Source organism: Faecalicatena faecalis, from assembly GCF_012524165.2.
In the GTDB taxonomy this organism is placed as follows: domain Bacteria; phylum Bacillota; class Clostridia; order Lachnospirales; family Lachnospiraceae; genus Faecalicatena_A; species Faecalicatena_A faecalis.
The window spans coordinates 139,221-159,826 of record NZ_JABACJ020000003.1 but is presented as its reverse complement, the minus strand read 5'-3'; the positions used below and the strand labels follow the sequence as shown (position 1 = coordinate 159,826).

Annotated in this window: 15 protein-coding genes and 1 other RNA gene; 10 read left to right on the top strand and 6 right to left on the bottom strand. The window is 43.7% G+C overall.

All coding sequences use genetic code 11. The annotated features are described in order from the left end of the window. Window positions 1-27: 27 nt before the first annotated feature. Window positions 28-789 carry a type I 3-dehydroquinate dehydratase gene (gene aroD / locus HGO97_RS05115; RefSeq protein ID WP_216240058.1) on the top strand — a complete coding sequence of 254 codons (762 nt, stop codon included), beginning with the start codon at window positions 28-30 and terminating at the stop codon, window positions 787-789. A 148-nt stretch (window positions 790-937) separates the two neighbouring features. Here the strand turns inward: aroD and ssrA are convergent. The 3 genes from ssrA to HGO97_RS05100 all read right to left on the bottom strand — a co-directional run bounded on the left by ssrA (window position 938) and on the right by HGO97_RS05100 (window position 4,675). Continuing rightward, window positions 938-1,282, bottom strand: a transfer-messenger RNA (tmRNA) gene (gene ssrA / locus HGO97_RS05110). Between the two features lie 174 nt (window positions 1,283-1,456). After that, complete coding sequence (locus HGO97_RS05105; RefSeq protein ID WP_216240057.1) at window positions 1,457-2,854, bottom strand: peptide MFS transporter; 1,398 nt, start codon at window positions 2,852-2,854, stop codon at window positions 1,457-1,459. Window positions 2,855-2,887: 33 nt separating this feature from the next. After that, the gene (locus HGO97_RS05100; protein WP_216240056.1) at window positions 2,888-4,675 is read right to left on the bottom strand and encodes an aminopeptidase P family N-terminal domain-containing protein; all 1,788 of its coding nucleotides are present in this window, start codon (window positions 4,673-4,675) and stop codon (window positions 2,888-2,890) included. A 348-nt stretch (window positions 4,676-5,023) separates the two neighbouring features. Here HGO97_RS05100 and HGO97_RS05095 point away from each other — a divergent pair, with 348 nt between their 5' ends. The 9 genes from HGO97_RS05095 (at window position 5,024) to ung (ending at window position 15,511) form a co-directional block, all read left to right on the top strand. Continuing rightward, a complete protein-coding gene (locus HGO97_RS05095; protein WP_216240055.1) occupies window positions 5,024-5,845 on the top strand; it encodes a zinc dependent phospholipase C family protein in 822 nt (273 codons plus the stop codon). A gap of 111 nt (window positions 5,846-5,956) precedes the next feature. After that, complete coding sequence (locus HGO97_RS05090; protein ID WP_216240054.1) at window positions 5,957-7,216, top strand: MFS transporter; 1,260 nt, start codon at window positions 5,957-5,959, stop codon at window positions 7,214-7,216. A gap of 56 nt (window positions 7,217-7,272) precedes the next feature. Then, a complete protein-coding gene (locus HGO97_RS05085; protein ID WP_216240053.1) occupies window positions 7,273-7,977 on the top strand; it encodes an ABC transporter ATP-binding protein in 705 nt (234 codons plus the stop codon). A gap of 9 nt (window positions 7,978-7,986) precedes the next feature. Continuing rightward, on the top strand, window positions 7,987-11,073 hold the full coding sequence (locus tag HGO97_RS05080) for an FtsX-like permease family protein (protein ID WP_216240052.1): 3,087 nt from the start codon (window positions 7,987-7,989) through the stop codon (window positions 11,071-11,073). A gap of 152 nt (window positions 11,074-11,225) precedes the next feature. Next, entirely contained in the window at window positions 11,226-11,906 is a 681-nt protein-coding gene (locus tag HGO97_RS05075) for a response regulator transcription factor (protein WP_216240051.1), read from the top strand. Beyond that, the gene (locus HGO97_RS05070) at window positions 11,903-13,426 is read left to right on the top strand and encodes a sensor histidine kinase (RefSeq protein ID WP_216240049.1); all 1,524 of its coding nucleotides are present in this window, start codon (window positions 11,903-11,905) and stop codon (window positions 13,424-13,426) included. The genes HGO97_RS05075 and HGO97_RS05070 overlap by 4 nt, the downstream gene beginning before the upstream one ends. A 3-nt stretch (window positions 13,427-13,429) precedes the next feature. Next, a complete protein-coding gene (gene hisH, locus HGO97_RS05065) occupies window positions 13,430-14,038 on the top strand; it encodes an imidazole glycerol phosphate synthase subunit HisH (protein ID WP_216240047.1) in 609 nt (202 codons plus the stop codon). Window positions 14,039-14,049: 11 nt separating this feature from the next. Next, window positions 14,050-14,811 carry an imidazole glycerol phosphate synthase subunit HisF gene (hisF, locus tag HGO97_RS05060; RefSeq protein WP_216240044.1) on the top strand — a complete coding sequence of 254 codons (762 nt, stop codon included), beginning with the start codon at window positions 14,050-14,052 and terminating at the stop codon, window positions 14,809-14,811. A 31-nt stretch (window positions 14,812-14,842) separates the two neighbouring features. Further along, window positions 14,843-15,511, top strand: coding sequence for a uracil-DNA glycosylase (ung, locus tag HGO97_RS05055; protein ID WP_216240042.1), 669 nt, complete (start codon window positions 14,843-14,845; stop codon window positions 15,509-15,511). A gap of 187 nt (window positions 15,512-15,698) precedes the next feature. Here ung and HGO97_RS05050 read toward each other — a convergent pair whose 3' ends face one another. Genes HGO97_RS05050 through HGO97_RS05040 form a run of 3 tightly spaced genes read right to left on the bottom strand, consistent with a single transcriptional unit; the run spans window position 15,699 to window position 20,438 of the window. After that, entirely contained in the window at window positions 15,699-17,009 is a 1,311-nt protein-coding gene (locus HGO97_RS05050; RefSeq protein ID WP_216240040.1) for a hexokinase family protein, read from the bottom strand. Next, on the bottom strand, window positions 16,996-18,795 hold the full coding sequence (locus HGO97_RS05045; RefSeq protein ID WP_216240039.1) for a sensor histidine kinase: 1,800 nt from the start codon (window positions 18,793-18,795) through the stop codon (window positions 16,996-16,998). The genes HGO97_RS05050 and HGO97_RS05045 overlap by 14 nt, the downstream gene beginning before the upstream one ends. Continuing rightward, window positions 18,792-20,438: a response regulator gene (locus HGO97_RS05040; RefSeq protein ID WP_216240037.1), complete on the bottom strand. Its 1,647-nt coding sequence runs from the start codon at window positions 20,436-20,438 to the stop codon at window positions 18,792-18,794. The genes HGO97_RS05045 and HGO97_RS05040 overlap by 4 nt, the downstream gene beginning before the upstream one ends. Window positions 20,439-20,606: the final 168 nt, after the last annotated feature.

Sequence of the window (20,606 nt, the reverse complement as noted above, 5' to 3'; positions counted from 1 at the left end):
TGATTTTGTAGATAAAAGGAGTTTTTTATGAATTCAGTAAAAGTCAGAAATATAGAAATCGGCACCGGAATCCCAAAAATCTGTGTTCCGATTGTAGGCACTTCACAGGAGGAAATCTTAAGAGCAGCGAAGGAAATAAAAAAGCTGAGCGTAGATGTAGTGGAATGGCGTGTAGATTGGTATGAAGATGTGTCTGACTTCGGGAAGGTCAAAGAGACCTTGAAAGGGCTTCGGACCATTCTTGATGAGATGCCGCTTTTGTTTACTTTCCGTACCTCAAAAGAAGGGGGAGAAAAGACAATTACAGAAGAGGACTACATCAAGCTGAATCAAGAAGCCGCGAGAACGAAATCTGTGGATCTGGTAGATGTGGAAATGTTTACGGGGGATGAGGCTGTCAGACAGATTGTGGAAGCAGCCCATGAATGCGGAGTGAAAGTCATAATGTCGAACCATGATTTCCAGAAGACGCCGGATCAACAGGAAATTGTCTCCCGGCTGGTAAGGATGCAGAGGCTGGGGGCGGATATTCCGAAAATTGCGGTGATGCCGAAGTGTAAGAAGGATGTACTGACACTGCTTGCCGCAACGGAAGAGATGGCCTCTCAATATGCCGACCGACCCATCATTACCATGTCCATGGCTGCGGACGGCGTGATCAGCCGTCTGTGCGGGGAAGTGTTCGGATCAGCTTTGACCTTCGGTGCGGTTGGAAAGACCTCTGCACCGGGGCAGATGGAAGCAGGGGCACTCAAGACGGTATTGGATCTACTGCATAAAAGCCTGTAACAATAGGGTTTTTGTAAAGAAGGTTATGAGGAGGACACAGGAATAATGGGGGCAAAAAAAGGACAGAGCAATCTGTCCTTTTTTAGTCAAAATATTGTGCGAACATATTCTTGGATAGAAGCATCAAAGAGTTCGACTCTTCGTCTTTAAGTGGACCTGGCGGGAATCGAACCCGCGTCCAAAAACCTATCCCATGTACTTCTACTATCATAGTCAGTTCTTTTTCATTCCCTAAGCCGTACGGGAACTAACACCCTTACGGTTTCAGTAGCTTCATGATACGCCTACTGGCTCAAAGCTTTGCCAATATCGTTTCCCGCATAGTCGGTGCCAGATTCCCAAGGTGCGGGTGCCCCGGGGCTGACATGCAGCATTTAGGCTGCAGCTAATTCGAAATTATCGTTAGCGTTTAATTTTAATTTTGCGATTTGACGCATCAGCCTGCGGATAGCTTCTCCATCTTCAAGATCCCTGTCGAAACCAGTACAAGCCCTTAGATGTTATTGCATATCTATTCTATATAAAAGGTCTTGTAAAGTCAAGGCATTCAGAAAAGATTACATTTTTTTACATATATTTTTAGATTCAATTGGTATTCTCATAACGAAACGGGCCATATCACTGTAAAGCAATACGCCCGTTTGTTCTGCATCTGATTATATCATATTTATGACTCCTGGTCGAACTCGTCCAGTGCCATCAGATTCAACAGACCCTTTCTCATAAAGATCAGGATCACACCAAATATGATAACGACTCCCGCGATCACACCAAAGATCTGTGTATATCCCATTGTATCTGTAAATCCTGCAAGTTTACCAGAAATCAGATTCGCAAAGAAGAAGCTTAAGTACCATGCACCCATTGCAAGTGAACTGTATTTTGCAGGTGCCAGTTTATTGAACATAGCCATACCGATCGGGGAAAGGCAAAGCTCTCCGACTGTCAGAAGGAAGTATGCGAGAAGAACAAATATCAGGTTCATTTTTCTGCTTCCGTCTGTTACTCCGCCGAGTGTTGCAATTCCAAGAATCAGAGTAATAAATGCTCCGCCTGTGATAATCATTCCAAGTCCCATCTTTGTCGGGATTGAGAGGTCTCCCTTTTTGCTGTTCGCAAGCTTTAACCATATACTTCCGATGATTGGAGACAAAACTACGCAGAGGATTCCGTTAAATGATGTCAGCCACGGAACCGGCACTGTAAATCCGCCCAGTTTTCTGTTGACCATTGTGTTGGCAAGCAGTGAGAAGGATGTGGATGTCTGATACCAAGCTGCCCAGAATAAGACTACGAACAGGAACATGATCACCATTGCCTTAATTCTGTTTTTCTCAGTCTTTGTCAGTTGTCCGCTGTTATTCTTTCCACTCTTAGTTTCTTTTGCAGCCTGTTTTGCAGCCGGGTATTTTCCAACGTCACCGAGCCACTTCGGAGAAAGTACAATGACCAGTGCGCATACGATGAACATTACAACTGCTACCATAAGGAAGATATATTTATATCCATAAGCCGCGATTTCGCCTTCAGCAGTGACTGTAGCGAACCACTTATCAGAAATAAATCCTGCAACGATCGGTCCGAAGAAAGATCCGATGTTCGTAAACATATAGAAAATACTATATGCGGCATCTTTTCTGGACAGTTCATTCTTGCTGTAGAGCGCACCGACAAGTGAACTGATCTGTCCTTTGAAGAATGCTCCTGCGATAATCAGAACGATCAGACCTGCCCATACGTTAAGTACATTTGGTTTTGCAAAGAACAATACCAGGTAACCACATGCTGTGATAAATGCTCCGAGAGCCAGCGATTTTTGTATGCCCAGCCATCTGTCAGTTATGTAACCTCCGACCAGAGATCCCATATAGTTGATTCCCTGATAAAGTCCAATAATGGAAGCTGCTTTTGTAACGGTAAGACCCAGACCGTTCTGGCTGATGTCAGCGGTCAGGAATAATACTAATACTGAGGATACTGCATATCCTGAATAACTCTGTAATGCAATTGAAATGTTCGCAAGCCAGAGTCCTATTGGATGTTTTTGTTTTGCATTTTCTGCCATGATTAAATCCCTACTCTTTCCAGTTCTTTTTTGTTAAATTTCTCTTGTGTATTCTTTCAGCCACTCATTCTCTTCCTCACTTAAATAAGGGGAGATGGTGTCATAGACTGTTTTATGGTATTCATTTAACCATACTTTTTCTTCTGCTGTCAGAAGGTCTGGATTAATGGCATCCAGATCGAACGGTACATATGTAATTGGTTCAAAATACATGAACTGTCCGTATTCGTTCTTTTCACCTTTACATACAAGGAGTTCATTCTCAATACGGATTCCATGGGAGCCTGCGATATAGATTCCTGGTTCATCCGTGATGATCATTCCCTCTTCAAACTGATGGGAATCGCTCGGGCGATACTGCCATCTGATTCCGGTCGGTGCCTCGTGAATGTTCATCAGATATCCGACTCCATGACCTGTTCCATGATTGTAGTTCAGGTTCTGACGCCAGAAGGGTGTTCTTGCAAGGATATCCAGATTCACACCATTGCATCCATATAAAAATCTTGCATGTGCAAGCTGCAGATTACTCTCGACTGTAGCGGTAAAATGATCTTTCATGTATTGTGGTATTTCCCCAAGTGCCACTGTTCTGGTAATATCTGTTGACCCTTCATAATATCCGCCGCCTGTATCGGTCAGGAATAATGTGCCTTCTTTCAATTCCACATTTGTCTCCGGTGTGGAGCAGTAATGTACAATCGCACCGTGCTCGCCAAATGCGCAGATCGGTTCAAAACTCGGACGAATAAATCCTTCCTGTTCTGCCCTGAATGCTTCAAGTTTATCAGAAGCGCTCATTTCAGTAATCGTTTCTTTTCCAATCTGATGTTTCAGCCAGTACATGAATTTAGTATGTGCAACACCATCTTTGACGTGAGCCTTTTTAATGTTTTCAATCTCAACAGGGTTCTTTATTGCTTTCATAAGAACTGTTGGATTCTGCATCTCAACTTTTTTAACATCTGCACCGATATTGTTGTACAGTGCATAGTTCATACGATCAGGATCGATGAGCAGAACATCTTCGGCTGTAAAATTCTTTACTGACTCATAGATATCATTGTACGGGTGAAGAATAACACCGTCCTTTTCAAGGTCTGCTTTCATGGATTCGCTTAATTTTCTCTCATCGATGAATAAATCAGCTTTTTCCATTGTCACAATTGCATAGCTGAGAACGAGGGGGAAGAATTCAATGTCATTCCCTCTGATATTCAGAAGCCATGCAACATCATCCAGTGACGTGATGATATGTGCTGTCGCCCCTGCATCTTTCATTGCAGAACGCACACGTGAAAGCTTGGATTGCGTGCTCTCTCCAGTATACTCAGTACCAAGCGCAAATGCTGGTTCCTCGGACAATGGAGGACGGTCCGTCCATATGTCGTCAATCAGATCATAGCTGTACTGAATCATAGCATCTTTTTGGCGTATCACGTTTTCGAACGCCTGTCCTTCTCCCATAGAGATGACGCGGCCGTCGAATCCGAGTGTGCCTTTTTTAGGCAGCTTGGATGCCACATAATCTTCTACGGATGGAACTCCTGGTTCCCCCATTTTGAACAGCTTGACTGTCGTTTCTTTTAGCTGCTCACCTGCCTGCAGAAAATATCTTCCGTCTGTCCACAGCCCTGACTCTTCCTGAGTAATGACTGCTGTACCTGCTGAACCAGTAAATCCTGTGATGTACTTCCTAGCCTTGAAATGTTCCCCAACATATTCACTCTGGTGGAAGTCTGCTGTAGGCACGACATAAATGTCTATCCCCTTTTCTGCCATCAGCGTTCTTAGTTCATGAAGCCTTTCTGGTATTTTCATACAATTACCTCCTTTTGATTTACCACACGTTGGGTATTATAACACTAAGAAGGGCAAATATACAGCCTTTTTTTGTGCAACTTTTCTAATAATTATGAATTAATAAGGTGAAAATTTAAGAGTTGTTTTAGCATTATTCGACAGAATCCTGATAAAGATAGAATTCAATTTTGCTTATTTTATTGACTGGGATAGAATAATTCTGTTTTCTAGTGACTCCGTAGATTTAATCCTTTATTTTTTACATAAAATTTTCATGATATACTGGTTTCTTTACGTGATTTCTGTGATAATATATTGGGTAAGAGGGGGAATATATAAAAATAAGAAGAAAAGAGGTTGTTAACTATGCCAACTACGTATGCACATTACAGATTCGGAAAAGATGTGATCAGCACCCTGCCAAGACCGCTTGAGACATCGGTCGAGAACAACAGGGCCCTGTTTGATATAGGACTGCACGGACCGGACATCCTGTTTTATTATAAAGCACTTTCTTCTAATCCGGTGAACGGACAGGGGTATGAGATGCATGATAAGATGGCCGACGAGTTTTTTAAGAAGGCGGTCAAGGTGATCGAAGAATCAGAGAGTCCAGCGGCAGCACGAGCATATATGTATGGATTTATCTGTCACTTCGCACTGGACAGTGAATGTCATAAGTACATTGAGAAGATGATACAGGTGAGCGGTATCAGCCATTCTGAGATCGAGATGGAATTTGACCGTTATCTGCTGACAGAGGATCATATCAATCCGCTGACTTATTTGGGAACAAAGCATATACATCCAGATATGCAGAATGCAAAGATCATCGCTCCATTTTTTGAGGATATGACGCCGGAGACGATTAAGAAGTGCCTAAGCTCGATGATTACCTATCACAAGCTGTTGATGGCACCGACCAAGGGAAGAAGGAAGTTCCTCTTTACTGCAATGAAGATGGCCGGGTGCTATGATTCTAAACATGGTATGGTAATGAGCGAGGAACCAAATCAGGAATGTGAGAAGTATTGTCTGTTATTAAAGAAGCTTTATGCGGGAGCCGTACCGCTGGCAGCGGGGCTAATCATCCAATATCAAAAAGCCTTATTTCAGAATGCAGAACTGCCTGCGCGGTTCCATGAGACATTTGGAGCAGGTGATAATTGGGAAAAGCTGCCGTTGTAAAGACTTTCAAGGGAAAATATTGAAAAGAGGTATGCTGTATAGCAGTATTTTTATGGGATAGAGGTTTTGGAAACACGGAATTTTGCATAGAGTAATCTGAGGGGGACTTTTATGAAGTTTAAATTGACAGCGTTAGAGAAGAAGTGGGTATTGTATGATGTTGGAAATTCTGCATTCACAATGTTAGTAGCAACGATTTTCCCGATTTATTTTAATCATTTGGCAGATCAGGCAGGAATTTCATCGGTGAATTATCTGGCTTACTGGGGATATGCCACCTCCATTTGTACCCTTTTAGTTGCAATTCTGGGCCCAATACTGGGGGCTGTTGCAGATACAAGAAATTACAAGAAGGTCATTTTTTCTATTTTTCTTGGTATCGGCGTGATTGGATGCGTTGTGCTGGGATTTCTGTCTTCCTGGATCTGGTTTTTGGGGATATTTATTCTGGCGAAGACGGGATATTCATCCAGTCTTATTTTCTATGATGCGATGCTGACAGATGTGACAGAGCCGGAGAGGATGGATACTGTTTCATCCCAGGGATTTGCATGGGGATATATTGGAAGCTGTATTCCATTTATCGCAAGTCTTGCCGTTGTATTGGGCGGGGGAAAACTGGGACTGGGGATGCAGGCCTCCATGGTAATCGCATTTCTGATCACAGGAATCTGGTGGCTGTTGTCAGCGGTACCTTTACTTACTTCTTATAAACAGAAGTATTTTGTTGAGTCAGCAGGAAATGTTGTGAAGAACAGTTTCGTGCGTTTAGGGCATACCTTTAGGGATATTGTGAAGGAGAAGCATGTTTTTATTTTTCTGCTTGCCTTTTTCTTCTATATAGATGGGGTGTATACTGTCATTGATATGGCTACCGCGTATGGGCAGGCACTGGGGCTGGACAGTACAGGGCTTCTGCTAGCACTGCTTTTGACACAAATCGTGGCATTTCCTTGTGTCTTGATCTTCAGCAGACTGGTGAAGAAGATCTCTTCCACGACAATCATTACGATTTGTATTGCGGCATATTTGGGAATCGCACTTTATGCATATGGGCTGGATACGCAGCTTGATTTCTGGATACTGGCAGTCTTGGTGGGAATGTTCCAGGGAACTATACAGGCGCTTTCACGTTCCTATTTTGCGAAGATCATTCCGGCGGAAAAATCCGGTGAATATTTTGGAATCTATGACATATGCGGAAAAGGGGCTTCCATATTCGGGACAGCCTTTGTGTCCGTATTGAGTCAGCTTACGGGAAATGTGAATATTGGAGTCAGTGCATTATCTGTCATGTTCCTGGCAGGATTGCTTCTGTTTCGGAAAGCTGTCAAGGCGAATCAAGAGTTTACAAATGAAAAAGAAAGATAGAACAGGGTTTAAGAGCATGTTTTGTGCTGGCCCTGAGGCAGACGAGGAGATGCAGAATGGAAGATTTTGTGAAGCTAGAGGAAATTACAAAAATCTATAAAATGGGAGAGGTGGAGATTCGGGCAGTTGATGGAATCGATTTTGCGATTCGCAAAGGCGAGCTAGTGGTCATCGTAGGACCAAGTGGTGCCGGCAAGACCACAGTCCTGAACATTTTAGGAGGAATGGATACCGCGACAAGCGGCAAAATCACGGTGGATGGTGCGGATATCACCGGTTTCAATGCAAGGCAGCTAACAGGATACCGGAGGAATGATATTGGTTTTGTCTTCCAGTTCTATAATCTGGTCCCGAACCTGACTGCTCTGGAGAATGTGGAATTAGCTCTGCAGATCTGTAAGAATCCGTTGGATGCCCAGGAGGTGCTGGAAGAGGTCGGACTCGGGGACCGGCTGAACAATTTCCCGGCACAGCTTTCCGGGGGAGAACAGCAGAGAGTTTCCATTGCTCGTGCACTTGCAAAGAATCCGAAGCTTTTACTCTGTGACGAGCCTACGGGAGCCCTGGATTACAATACAGGAAAGTCAATCCTAAAGCTGCTCCAGGACATGTGCCGGGAGCGTGGCATGACCGTAATTATTATCACCCATAATTCAGCTCTTGCGCCGATGGCAGACAGATTAATCCGGATCAAGAACGGAAAGGTATCCAAAATGGAAGTCAATGAGCATCCGGTATCAATTGACGAAATAGAATGGTAGGGCATACACATGAGCAAAAAGGCGCTGAGAAAAGATTTTTATATGGAAATACGCCGCAGTCTGGGGCGTTTTCTTTCTATTTTTTTCATCGTTGCAATCGGCGTTGCGTTTTTTTCTGGAATCCGTTCAGCGGAGCCGGATATGCGTCTGTCGGGAGATGCGTATTTTGATGAAAAGAATTTGATGGATATTAAGGTAGTCAGCACATTGGGACTGACGAAGGATGATGTGAAGGCATTGGAAGATGTGGACGGTATCGGGAAGGTCGAACCGGGGTACTCTGTGGATGCCTTATGTTCGGTGAGGGACAGCAAAAAGGTCGTACATATTATGTCTCTTCTTCCCACCATGAATGAGGTGACCGTGGAAGAAGGACGGCTCCCCAAGAAGGCGGATGAGTGCCTTGTGGATGTGGATTTTATCGCCTCCAGTGAATATAAGATTGGGGATAAGATTACTTTTACCTCTGGGACAGAGGATGATATCAAGGATACGTTGAAAACGGATACATATACCATCGTGGGTACAGCCAGCAGTCCATGTTATATTTCTTTCCACAGAGGCAGCAGCACGATCGGCACAGGTACAGTCAGTGGATTTATCAGTGTGCCGGATAACAGCTTTGATATGGATGTCTACACGGAGATCTACGCCTCTGTAGATGGAGCAAAGAAGCTGACTGCATTTACGGCCGCGTATGATGACAGGATCGAGGAGGTATCTGACAACGTCGAGACGATTAAAAAGTTCCGGGAAGAGGCCAGATACCAGGAAATCGTCGATGAGGCGAATGAGAAGCTGGATGATGCGAAGAAGGAATTGAATGATGCCAAGAAAGAGGCGGATGAGAAATTAGGGGACGCCAAGGCAAAGCTGGATGATGGCAGGACAAAGCTTGGGGATGCCAGGGCAGAGGTCGCAGATGGATATGCAAGGTTAGAGGATTCCAGGAATCAATTGAATGATAAACAGGCAGAAGTGGATCAGGGATATGATGACCTGAATGCGCAGATCGACACACTGAATGGCAAGATCGATGAGCTGAATCAGGCCAAGGAGCAGTATAACGCCTTGTCTGCAAGTGGGATGACAGATCCACAGACTCTCGGCACACTGCAAGTGTTAGGCGCGAAGATCACAGAAGGAGAACAGCAGATCGAGGCGGCGCGCGCCCAGGTCGAGGCAGCCAGGGCTCAGCTCGACTCTGGACAACTAGAGATCAATAACGGCTGGGCACAGGTGGAGCAGGGCCTAAGTGATCTGGACAGTGCACAGAGCGAGATTGCTTCAAAAGAGCAGGAATTGAATGATGCCCAGAAGGAATATGACGATGCCAAGGAAGATGCAGATAAAAAGATTGCAGATGGCGAGAAAAAGATTCAGGATGCGGAGTATGATATTAGTAAGATCGAACATGCAAAATGGTATATCTACGATAGGAATGCGCTGACAGAATATACAGGTTACGGAGAAAATGCAGACCGCATGAAGGCAATCGGAGAAGTCTTCCCGGTACTGTTTTTCTTAGTGGCAGCTTTGATCAGTCTGACGACTATGACACGTATGGTGGAAGAGCAGAGGACATTGATCGGGACCTTGAAAGCTCTTGGATATGAGAGGCATTCCATTGCAGGAAAGTATTTGGGCTATGCGCTGCTCGCAACGGTCAGCGGAAGCATTGTGGGTGTATTGATTGGTGAGAAGATACTGCCCTATATCATTATTACTGCATATGGAATCATGTATCAGCATATCCATACGGTCGAGATTCCATATAATCTCTTCTATGGATTGGCCGCTTCACTGGCAGCACTTGCCTGTACACTGCTTGCAACGATATTCTCCTGCTTCCGTGAGATGAGGGAACAGGCAGCGGAGCTGATGCGTCCACCGGCACCAAAGCAGGGAAAACGAGTTTTCATGGAGCGCATCCCATTTATCTGGCGCCGCCTGAGCTTTATCTGGAAGGCAACCGTGCGCAACCTGGTCCGTTATAAAAAGCGGTTTTTCATGACCGTATTCGGAATCGGGGGATGTATGGCCCTCTTGCTGGTCGGATTCGGGCTGAAGGATTCTATTTTTGATATCGCTGTATTTCAATATAATGATATCCAGCTTTATGACGGGAATGTCATTCTGGATGAGGATGCCTCCACGCAGCAGAAGCAGGAAGCTTATGACAGGCTGTCAGAGGACAAAAGAGTAGAGAACACTGCGGAAAACCTGCTGCAGCAGGTAGAGGTCGGTCATGGCAAGACGAAGAAGGATGTGTATTTGGATGTTCCAAAGGATGTGAAGGGCTTCTACGATTTCGTAGTATTTAAGAACAGAGTAACGGGCAAGACGTATAAACTGGACGATAAAGGTGCGATACTGACAGAGAAGATGGCAAAAACTCTGGATGTGCAGGCCGGTGATTCCATTACGATCAAAGACGATGAAAAAGGAGAAATCAAGGTCAGAATCGAGAGTATCTGTGAAAATTATATGGGACACTATCTGTATATGACACCGGGATTGTATGAGGAGCTATTTGGCCGGTCACCGGATTATAATTCCATCTACTATAAGATGAAGGACGGAAAAATAGACGATGTGGAGAGGGTCGGTGAATACGTTCTGGAGACGAAAGGAGCTTTGAGTGTCAGCTATACGAATACTCTGGAGGAGCAGTTGGACGATATGCTGGGCAGTCTGAATATTGTTCTGGTCGTCCTTGTGATTTCTGCGGGCATGCTGGCCTTCGTGGTCCTTTATAACTTGAATAATATCAATATCACAGAGCGTCAGCGGGAGCTGGCAACATTGAAGGTATTAGGATTTTATGATAATGAGGTTTCCGCATATGTGTACCGTGAAAATATTATCCTGACAGTGATAGGCGCCCTGTTCGGAATGGTGCTGGGCAGGATCTTGCATCAATTCGTCATTGTGACGGTGGAGATTGATTCTGTCATGTTCGGAAGAAATATCGACCTGAGCAGTTTTATTTACAGTTTTCTGATCACGCTGGGATTTTCTTTCTTTGTAAATGGGGTAATGTACTTCAAACTAAAGAGGATCAATATGGTAGAATCCTTAAAGAGTGTGGAATAAATTCGAATACTCAGACGATGTGTGCACCAAAGTGTACGGTGCAGGAGCAGATAAAGTGCCCCAAAACCGCACAAATTCACAGTTTTGCCATATTTACCTGATATGATACAAAAAATAGATCAGAGTAATCATGCGGATAGGAGACGATTAGGATGGAGAAAGCAAAAATTTTAGTTGTGGATGATGAAAGCAGGATGCGCAAGCTTGTAAAGGATTTTCTTACAAGGGAAGGATATACCGTATTGGAAGCAGGAGATGGCATGGAGGCGATGGATATGTTCTATGCGGATAAAGACATCGCCCTCATCATTCTGGATGTGATGATGCCTAAGATGGATGGCTGGCAGGTGTGCCGGGAGGTGCGGGAACACTCGAAGGTTCCGATCATTATGCTCACTGCCAGGGCAGAGGAAAGGGACGAGCTGCAGGGCTTCGAGCTGGGAGTAGATGAGTATATCTCCAAGCCGTTCAGCCCGAAGATCCTGGTGGCAAGGGTAGAAGCGATTCTGCGCAGGACGCAGGGCGTGGAGGTCGGAGATGTGATGGATGCAGGCGGCATTATCATCGACAAGGCCGCACATATTGTGAAGATCGGGGACAAGACGATCGATTTAAGCTATAAAGAATTTGAATTATTGTCCTATTTCGTGGAGAACCAGGGGATTGCGCTTTCTAGAGAGAAGATTCTGAATAATGTATGGAATTATGACTACTTTGGTGATGCACGAACCATCGATACCCATGTCAAGAAGCTACGCAGCAAGCTGGGAGATAAGGGAGAATATATCAAGACCATCTGGGGGATGGGATATAAATTCGAGGTGGAAGCATGAGACATTCCATAAGACGGCAGATGATGGTAGTCTTCGTCGGTCTGATCATCTTTATCCTGGTGTTGATGTTTGCGGCGAACTCTGGGTTTTTGGAAGAGTATTATATTGTACACAAACAGGCAGATTTGCTGGATATGTACAACTCAATTGATACAGAGATCCAGAAAGGGGACATCAAGGACGAAGCTGCGATCAATAAGCTGGTCCGCAAGACTGAGAAGGGGAATCTCTCTGTGATTGTCGTGCAGCCCGATGGCAATGGGGATGGAAATATTATATTTTCGACTGTGCGGGATGCAACAAGTCCACTTTATCTGAAGCTTTTTGCATATATATTCGATAAGAATCAGGATAAAGGGAAGATATTAAAAAGTACAGATTCCTATAAAATCTATAAGACGAAGGATTTTGTGAATGGTACGGAATATCTGGAGATGTGGGGGAATATGTCCAGCGGAACTATTTTTGTTATGCGCAGCCCCCTTGAGAGTATCCGGGAGAGTGCAGATCTGGCGAATAAGTTCCTGGTGTACATGGGCGGAATCGCAATCCTGTTAGGCGGACTTCTGGTATGGTTCTTCTCGAGAAAGATTACGGATCCAATCAAGGAGCTGGCAGTTTTGTCCCAACGGATGGCAGATCTGGATTTTGATGCTAAGTACACAAGCGGCGGAGAGAACGAGATTGGGGTGCTGGGCAGGAATTTTAATATCATGTCCCAGCGTCTGGAGAAGACAGTCTCTGAATTAAAAAGTGCAAATAACCGACTTAAGAAGGATATTGAGCAGAAGGAAAAGTTAGAGAACATGCGCAATGAGTTCTTAGGGAATGTTTCTCACGAGCTAAAGACCCCGATCGCATTGATACAAGGATATGCAGAAGGTCTTAAGGAAGGAATCAGTGAGGACCCTGAGAGCCGTGAATTTTATTGTGATGTCATCATGGATGAAGCGGGAAAGATGAACCGCATGGTCAAGAATCTTCTGATTCTGAATCAGTTGGAATTCGGAGATGATGATGTGGAATTTGAGCGCTTTGATATCGTAAGCCTGATACGAGGTGTACTTGCGAGCTGTGAGATATTGATACAGCAGGCCGAGGCCACGGTAGATTTTATTGCAGATGAAAGTGTCTGCGTGTGGGCGGATGAGTTTAAGACAGAGCAGGTGCTTCGCAATTATATTACGAATGCGATTCACCATGTAGAGAATGAAAAACGGATTGAAATCAGAGTGATTTCCAAGGGAAATGTAGTCAAGATAACCGTGTTCAACAGCGGAAAGCCGATACCAGAGGAGGACCTGACGAAGCTTTGGGACAAGTTCTATAAAGTAGACAAGGCGCATACCCGTGAGTATGGCGGGAATGGAATCGGGCTTTCCATCGTGAAGGCGATCATGGAATCCTTTCAGCAGGAATATGGGGTCAGGAACTTTGAAAATGGAGTAGAATTCTGGTTTGAATTAGATGCAGGGACAGGCGAAAAGTGTCCGGCAGAGGAAGAGAGAAATGAGGGTTAACAGATGATAGCAATAATTGATTATGATGCAGGTAATATCAAGAGTGTGGAAAAGGCACTTTTATCCCTGGGACAAGATGTTGTGATTACTGGAGATAGAGAGGAAATCCTGAAAGCAGATAAAGTGATTCTCCCCGGTGTCGGGGCTTTTGGTGATGCAATGGCGAATTTGAAAAGAACAGGGCTTAATCAGGTGATTCGTGAGGTCGCGGCAAAAGGAACGCCATTTTTAGGAATCTGCCTGGGACTGCAGCTTCTATTTGAGAGAAGTGAAGAAGCACCGGGCGTAGAGGGGCTGGGTGTATTAAAGGGAGAGATTCTGCGTATACCAGAGAAGGAAGGGCTTAAGATTCCTCATATGGGATGGAATTCGCTGCATTTGGAGCATGGAGGCAGATTGTTCGAGGGGATACCAGAACAGTCCTATGTTTACTTTGTACATTCTTATTACTTAAAGGCCAAGGATGAGAGCATTGTAAAAGCTTCCACCGAGTATAGTACTCATATTCACGCATCCGTGGAATCCGGGAATGTATTTGCCTGCCAGTTCCATCCAGAGAAGAGCAGTGATGTAGGCCTGAAGATATTGAAGAATTTTGTGGAACTTACATAGGAGGGAATGAGATGTTTACAAAAAGAATCATCCCCTGTCTGGATGTGAATGCGGGCAGAGTGGTAAAGGGAGTGAACTTCGTGGATCTTAAGGATGCGGGTGACCCGGTCGAGATTGCGAAGGCTTATGACGAGGCAGGAGCGGACGAACTGGTATTTCTGGATATTACGGCATCCTCTGATGCCAGAGAGACTGTCGTGGATATGGTGCGTAAGGTGGCACAGTGTGTATTTATCCCATTCACAGTGGGCGGCGGTATACGTACAGTGGAGGATTTCCGTGCACTCTTGCGGGAGGGGGCAGATAAGATCTCCATCAATTCCTCTGCGATCAATACACCGGAGCTGATTCACGATGCAGCGGAGAAGTTTGGAAGTCAGTGTGTTGTCGTGGCGATTGATGCGAAGAAACGAGAAGATGGAAGTGGATGGAATATCTATAAGAACGGCGGCCGGATCGATGTCGGTATCGATGCTGTAAAATGGGCCCAAAAGGTGGAGAGCCTTGGCGCGGGAGAAATCCTGCTGACAAGTATGGACTGCGACGGGACAAAGGCAGGCTATGATCTGGAGCTGACCCGCACGATTGCCGAAAATGTATCCATCCCTGTCATTGCATCCGGCGGAGCAGGAAAACTGGAGCACTTTAAGGAGGCTTTGACAGATGGGAAAGCAGACGCGGCACTGGCGGCTTCTTTGTTCCACTACAAGGAGCTGGAGATACGGGAAGTAAAAGAGTACCTTCAAAGAGAAGGGATTTCAGTACGATTATAGAAAGAATACACAGGATAGGAGTAAATGAGAGATGGCAGGACTCAATGGCGACTGGTATGAAGCACTAAAGGATGAATTTAAAAAGGACTATTACAAACAATTATTTACGACTGTGAATCAGGAGTATCATACCCGGCTGATATTTCCACCCGCAAATGATATCTTCAATGCGTTTCATCTGACGCCTCTTAAGGATGTGAAGGTGGTCATTCTGGGACAGGATCCTTATCATAATAACGGGCAGGCGCATGGACTGTGCTTTTCCGTAAAGAAGGGAGTGGATGTGCCCCCTTCCCTGGTGAATATTTATCAGGAGCTGCATGATGATTTGGGCTGTACGATTCCAGACCATGGCTGCCTGACAAAGTGGGCCGAGCAGGGTGTCTTAATGCTCAATACAGTATTGACGGTACGTGCACACCAGGCCAATTCCCACAGGGGAATCGGTTGGGAGGAATTCACAGACGCGGCAATCAAGGTACTCAATGCGCAGGACCGTCCGATTGTGTTTATCTTGTGGGGAAGTCCGGCACAGAGGAAGAAAGCGATGCTCAATAATCCAAAGCACCTGATTTTACAGGCACCGCATCCAAGTCCACTGTCAGCATACAGAGGATTTTTTGGAAGCCGTCCTTTCAGCCAGACGAATCAATTTCTTGAGAAAAACGGGATAACGCCGATCGATTGGCAGATCGAATAGAAAGAATGTTAGTAAATAAGCCTGGAATCAAACGATTCCAGGCTTGCTTTATGTGGTGGGAAAGGAGCTAAAAAAGTGAGGAGATTAGCCCCTTCATTAAGTAAACCACTGACGGAAGAAAAAGTTACGCAGTTTTATATAAAATATTAAAAATGTTTGTAAATTATATAATTTAGCCGTGATTTTTCTATTCTGCTGTGGCTGCATAAGCTGTGCCATAGGTCACAGCACCATCCAGTTCTTTTAAAACAAGATGAAAACCAAGTTTTTGTATGACTTCTGTGTGTATATAGTATAGAATTTTTTCTTTCAACTGTGAAAAGTGTACATAGGTGCTGCCTTCCATAAGAACAAGGACTGGATGGTCAGCATCACGTCCGCACCCGGTCTCAAGAAGGCAGCCAGCTATCGAAGCAGTGACAAGTTTGGCGGCGCGTTCTAGTAAGGCATCTGTCAGGTGGTAGAATAAATTGGTATCTGCTGGCTCTAAGTTACTAAAAATGTGCAGAGGATTCTCAGTACTGTTCTCACTCAAAAAGTTACTGATATCCTGGGTCTTGATGTCACCAAGAGCAGATATCATGGCAGCAGCTTTTGGACTGAAAAGATGATGAGCCGCAGCCATAGTCAGATATTTGTACAAAAGTTTTCCCAAATACTGTCCAGAAACCATTTTTTCCAGGTGATGGTCGGAAGGGTTCTGTGTGTCAGCCCAGAATTCTTCATCCAGAATGCCGCGGAACTGGCGGTCGAAGTAGCCGCTTTCTGTATTGACGATGGTGCGTGCGTTACGTTCTGTGAGCGTCGGGATTTTTTTTATATTTTCATTTTTCTCATAGTAGCAGATATTGGTTCCGGTACCCAGAATATATCCGATGAAGTCGGAATATGGGTAGTCTCTGCACAGGAACTGCCCTCCGATCAAAGCTGCTGTTGTATCGTTCAGTACAGTCAGATGTGTAAATGGAGGGAGATTTTTTCGTTTCAGCGCTTTTGTTAGTTCTACTCCGATGATCCTGCCGGTGATACCATGGATCTTAACTTCTTTACCTAAGGCGATGATCTTACCATCTTTGGAGGGAAGAATCTCTACAGAATAGGAAAAACAAAAACCAATTTTGGTTGTTTTCGTAAGAAATTCAGCAAGCTCTAAGGCAAGAAAATCGAAGAACTCATCACTCGTAACAGCTCCTTTGGTTCCTGGCATAGGAAAGCGCTTCATGGAGAGAATTTCCGGTAATTTTTCCAAGTGAAGCCGTACTAAGCTGATACGCAGATTTGTTCCACCGGCATCAATCGCGATGACACACTCATTTTCGATTGCAGAAAATGTATTCGTGATAAATGATGGTATCATAGCAAGACTGGAAGCTTTCCCGGAAAGTCCGTCCTGCATTTCCTGACGGAAGATTTCAGCGGTCTTTGAGATATCCGTGAATTCAGGTGAAATCCCCATTTTTGTTAAAAATTCATCTAGTTCTTGATTAGAATGATTCATTGTTGTATCCTCGACTTTCTGGGTTATTTTTTATCTTAGGAATATGTATCAGGACATCGCATCCTTCAAAAGGAGCGCTCTTGATCGTCAATCCATATTCTTCACCAAAGCGAAGCTGGATGCGGGCGTGTACATTTTTGACCCCGATTCCAGAGCGGCTCTGTGATAAAAGTGAATCGGCTTGTTCCTTTAGCATTCCGATTCCGTTGTCGATGACGTGGATCAGGATAGAATCGTCATCGGAGGTAATCTGAATCAGAATATCGCCTGACTTTAATTGATGGCTGGACATCTTGGGCTTAATGCCGTGGAAGATCGCATTTTCAATGATCGGCTGTAATATCAATCCCACAGTAAGATAATCCAATATTTCTTCCTCATAAGAAAAGTGAAGCTTTATTTTTCCAAAAGAGGCAGTATCCTGTATCCGTGCAAATGCACGCACACGGTCTAATTCTTCACGGAGCGTGATCAATTCATTCGGAAACCGGAATGTAGCAGCCAGCAGGAGACTAAAATCGTCAAGTATAGAAACGATGTTCGTCTGATTCTGCAGCATTGCCATATGTTTGATGGAGTTGATGGTATTTAATGTAAAGTGTGGATTGATCTGTGCCTGTAGGGCATACATCTGTGCCTTGGTCTTCTGTTCTTCTACATCAAAAACTTGTTGGATATAATCCTTTAATGTATCCGTCATTTCGTTAAAAGTCTCTGCAAGATATTCGAATTCATCATCGCTGTTCAATATGATCTTGTGGTTAAAGTCCTTCTGTTTAATATGCTCAACGCCCTCCGCAAGCAGGGCAAGTGGAGTAGTGACTTGTTTGGCGAGTGCCCTTCCCCAAATCATCATGGCAAACCATGCCAATAAAGAAAAACTGATAAATGTAATGACAATATTGCGAATATCCTTATACAGTAGATCAGAATCATATTGGTACACCAGATACCATCCACTATAGTCCGAAAGAGAATAGTTCGTAGCATTCAGCGAGAGATTACTGACAAAAGTTCCATTCTTGTCTTTCAGCCGTTTAGCAATGCTTTTGTCGAAGCCTTCTCCCGGCGAATAATTTCCGGTGGACGCAATGACATGACCATCGGTATCGACCAGAGTCAACTGCTGCTTTTGATCATTTTTGACAGATTCAAAAAGGATGTTCTGTATGGTCTGGGGCTGAATCAGTATTTCAGCCTGCCCGATTATTTCATAATTAGAGATATCATAAATTTTGCGGTAAAGTGATATAAAATAATTAGGCGTATTCAATATCTGTCGAGGACGGTGTGCACTGGAAAAAATATAATAGTCATACGCTGCAGATTGATTAAGCTCCAGATACCAGCTTTCTTCCCGGATATTGTTATATCGGTTTATATAGTTTGATGGGCAGTAAAAGTATGGGTAGCCGTTCTGGTTATATATAAAAACACCATATGCTCCTTTAGTCGGGAACAGAAAGTTTGCGTAAAGCTTGTATAGTTCATCTGAATCTTGTATATATTCTGTGGAATGCTCAAGCTCCCCGGAATATTTTTTAGAAAGAACAGTTCTGGTGTCCTCTGTATAGGAGACCTGTATGCAAAGTGAATTGATCTGCCGCAGATATGTATCGATCTGTGTGGCAGCCTGATTCAGTGTTTCTCGTTCAGATTTTAAATTACTTTCATATATAGAAGGAAGAGAAAACCCAAATACGATAATGGCACTGGCTACCAGAGTAATCGTAAATCCCAAGAGAAAAGCCCTGTATATTTTATTTTTTAATGTGCGCTTCATCATTTATCATTCCTTTTTTGAAAGAGATCTGCCTGCATATTTCGATAAGCTGATGGAGACATACCTTCCACCTTTTTAAACAAATTAACAAAATACTTTGAATTGTTGTACCCACTCTTTTCGGAAATGGCAACAATATTATCACTCGTTGTACGCAGAAGTTTTTTGGCGTGTTCGATCCGTAAGAAATTCAGGTAGGTATTAAAGGTCTTTTCTGTTTCTTTATGGAAGATACGGCTTAAGTAGCTGGAGTTCACACCAATTTCATTCGCAATAAAGGTCAGATTAATCTCTGGGTTCAAGTAGTTCTTCTGAAGATAGGTAACAGCCTGCTGGACGATTTCAGAACAATTGGCATCAAGCAGATACAAGCTGGATGCAGCAGCTTTGATTTTCGCAAGGAAATCAGCGGTAATATTTTCAAGAGACGTGATGTGGGCTGCATGCATCGTTGTATCAAATAGATGGTCGTAATCATTATAGAACTCTTTATTATCACTAAAATTCCGTGTCAATTCATTCATAATAAGAAATTCTAAATTCGTAACGATTCTCTTGCTGTACGTGGGTGGGTACAGGTTTATCTTGAATTGCTCCAATAGCTCATGAAAAAAAGACTCCAGGGCTGTCCATGCATGAATCTTTATCCAGTGGGGAAGTGTTTCCATATAGGATAGGACAAACTGTCGCACTGGATTATCCGCATGTAGATTCACATTATCAGGAACAAAGAAATATTGTGCTGATTCCCGGCAATAAAAAATCAGGTCCGACATCGTATCAGCCTCCTGATAGGAAATGGAGATTTCCTGGACTTCCTTCCGAAGCTGGCTCGTGCCGATTACACTGAATTTATTCAAATAAATGAACAGGTTCGAGGTCAGTTGGTCATAAAATGCCTGCAGGTGTTTGAAAAAAGTAGTATTTTCGCGATCCTGGTCATAAATGATAAATATATATTCGTTGGTAGATACATCATAATAATAGAGTTTAAATTCTGATATTTCTGAGATGATCTTAAATACTGTGTTCCTGATCAGTTTTTTATTTACATGAGTATCCGGTTCAGAGGATGTAAATTCAGGAGAGTTAGAAAAAAGCTTCACTGAACTGATGACATAGGGCAGTCCCATATCCAGCTCATGAGTGAGCTCGTTTCTTGTATCGGGAGCCAGGTCCTGACTGATCAACTGCTGCAATGCTGATACCTTATGTTCAAAGGAACGGTGGATAGGTGCCTTGTTGGAAGTGAAAGAGTCAGACTGTACTTGAAAATAATTAGCGTTCAGCCGTTGAACCAGCGCAGAAAAGTTTTCCTCATTCAAATTTCCTTTTAAAAGATAATCGACAGCTCCTTCCAAAAAAGCTTTTCTGGTCAGTTCAAAGTCTTCGTAATTAGAGAGAACGACACATTTAATATGAGGGTAACGCTCTTTGACTTGGTGGAGAAGCTTGATTCCATCCGTAACAGGCATCTTTATATCAGTAATCAATAGGTCAATATCTTCATGTTCCAGCTTTTGGAGTGCATCAGTGCCGTTACTTGCTTCGGCTGCGATAAAGTAATCATACTTTTCCCAGGAAAATAATGAACGGATCGCAACACGGATAAATGGTTCATCATCAACAAGCATAATACGAATCATTAGTACTCCTCCTTTATAAGTAAAATGGTTATTTTTGAGCAGATAAAATGGAGAATACCTGGACTCAATTTATTATAACGGGATATGTTATTAGAATCAATTGATTACGAAAAGAGGTAAAAAAATATAGATATAAAAGTAAAAATAAAAAACTTGAAAGGAAATTGG

Excerpts from the sequence above, each read along its gene's own strand:
- aroD (WP_216240058.1), top strand. The coding sequence starts at position 28 with ATGAATTCAGTAAAAGTCAGAAATATAGAAATCGGCACCGGAATCCCA.
- HGO97_RS05105 (WP_216240057.1), bottom strand. The coding sequence starts at position 2,854 with ATGGCAGAAAATGCAAAACAAAAACATCCAATAGGACTCTGGCTTGCG.
- HGO97_RS05100 (WP_216240056.1), bottom strand. The coding sequence starts at position 4,675 with ATGAAAATACCAGAAAGGCTTCATGAACTAAGAACGCTGATGGCAGAA.
- HGO97_RS05095 (WP_216240055.1), top strand. The coding sequence starts at position 5,024 with ATGCCAACTACGTATGCACATTACAGATTCGGAAAAGATGTGATCAGC.
- HGO97_RS05090 (WP_216240054.1), top strand. The coding sequence starts at position 5,957 with ATGAAGTTTAAATTGACAGCGTTAGAGAAGAAGTGGGTATTGTATGAT.
- HGO97_RS05085 (WP_216240053.1), top strand. The coding sequence starts at position 7,273 with ATGGAAGATTTTGTGAAGCTAGAGGAAATTACAAAAATCTATAAAATG.
- HGO97_RS05080 (WP_216240052.1), top strand. The coding sequence starts at position 7,987 with ATGAGCAAAAAGGCGCTGAGAAAAGATTTTTATATGGAAATACGCCGC.
- HGO97_RS05075 (WP_216240051.1), top strand. The coding sequence starts at position 11,226 with ATGGAGAAAGCAAAAATTTTAGTTGTGGATGATGAAAGCAGGATGCGC.
- HGO97_RS05070 (WP_216240049.1), top strand. The coding sequence starts at position 11,903 with ATGAGACATTCCATAAGACGGCAGATGATGGTAGTCTTCGTCGGTCTG.
- hisH (WP_216240047.1), top strand. The coding sequence starts at position 13,430 with ATGATAGCAATAATTGATTATGATGCAGGTAATATCAAGAGTGTGGAA.
- hisF (WP_216240044.1), top strand. The coding sequence starts at position 14,050 with ATGTTTACAAAAAGAATCATCCCCTGTCTGGATGTGAATGCGGGCAGA.
- ung (WP_216240042.1), top strand. The coding sequence starts at position 14,843 with ATGGCAGGACTCAATGGCGACTGGTATGAAGCACTAAAGGATGAATTT.
- HGO97_RS05050 (WP_216240040.1), bottom strand. The coding sequence starts at position 17,009 with ATGAATCATTCTAATCAAGAACTAGATGAATTTTTAACAAAAATGGGG.
- HGO97_RS05045 (WP_216240039.1), bottom strand. The coding sequence starts at position 18,795 with ATGATGAAGCGCACATTAAAAAATAAAATATACAGGGCTTTTCTCTTG.
- HGO97_RS05040 (WP_216240037.1), bottom strand. The coding sequence starts at position 20,438 with ATGATTCGTATTATGCTTGTTGATGATGAACCATTTATCCGTGTTGCG.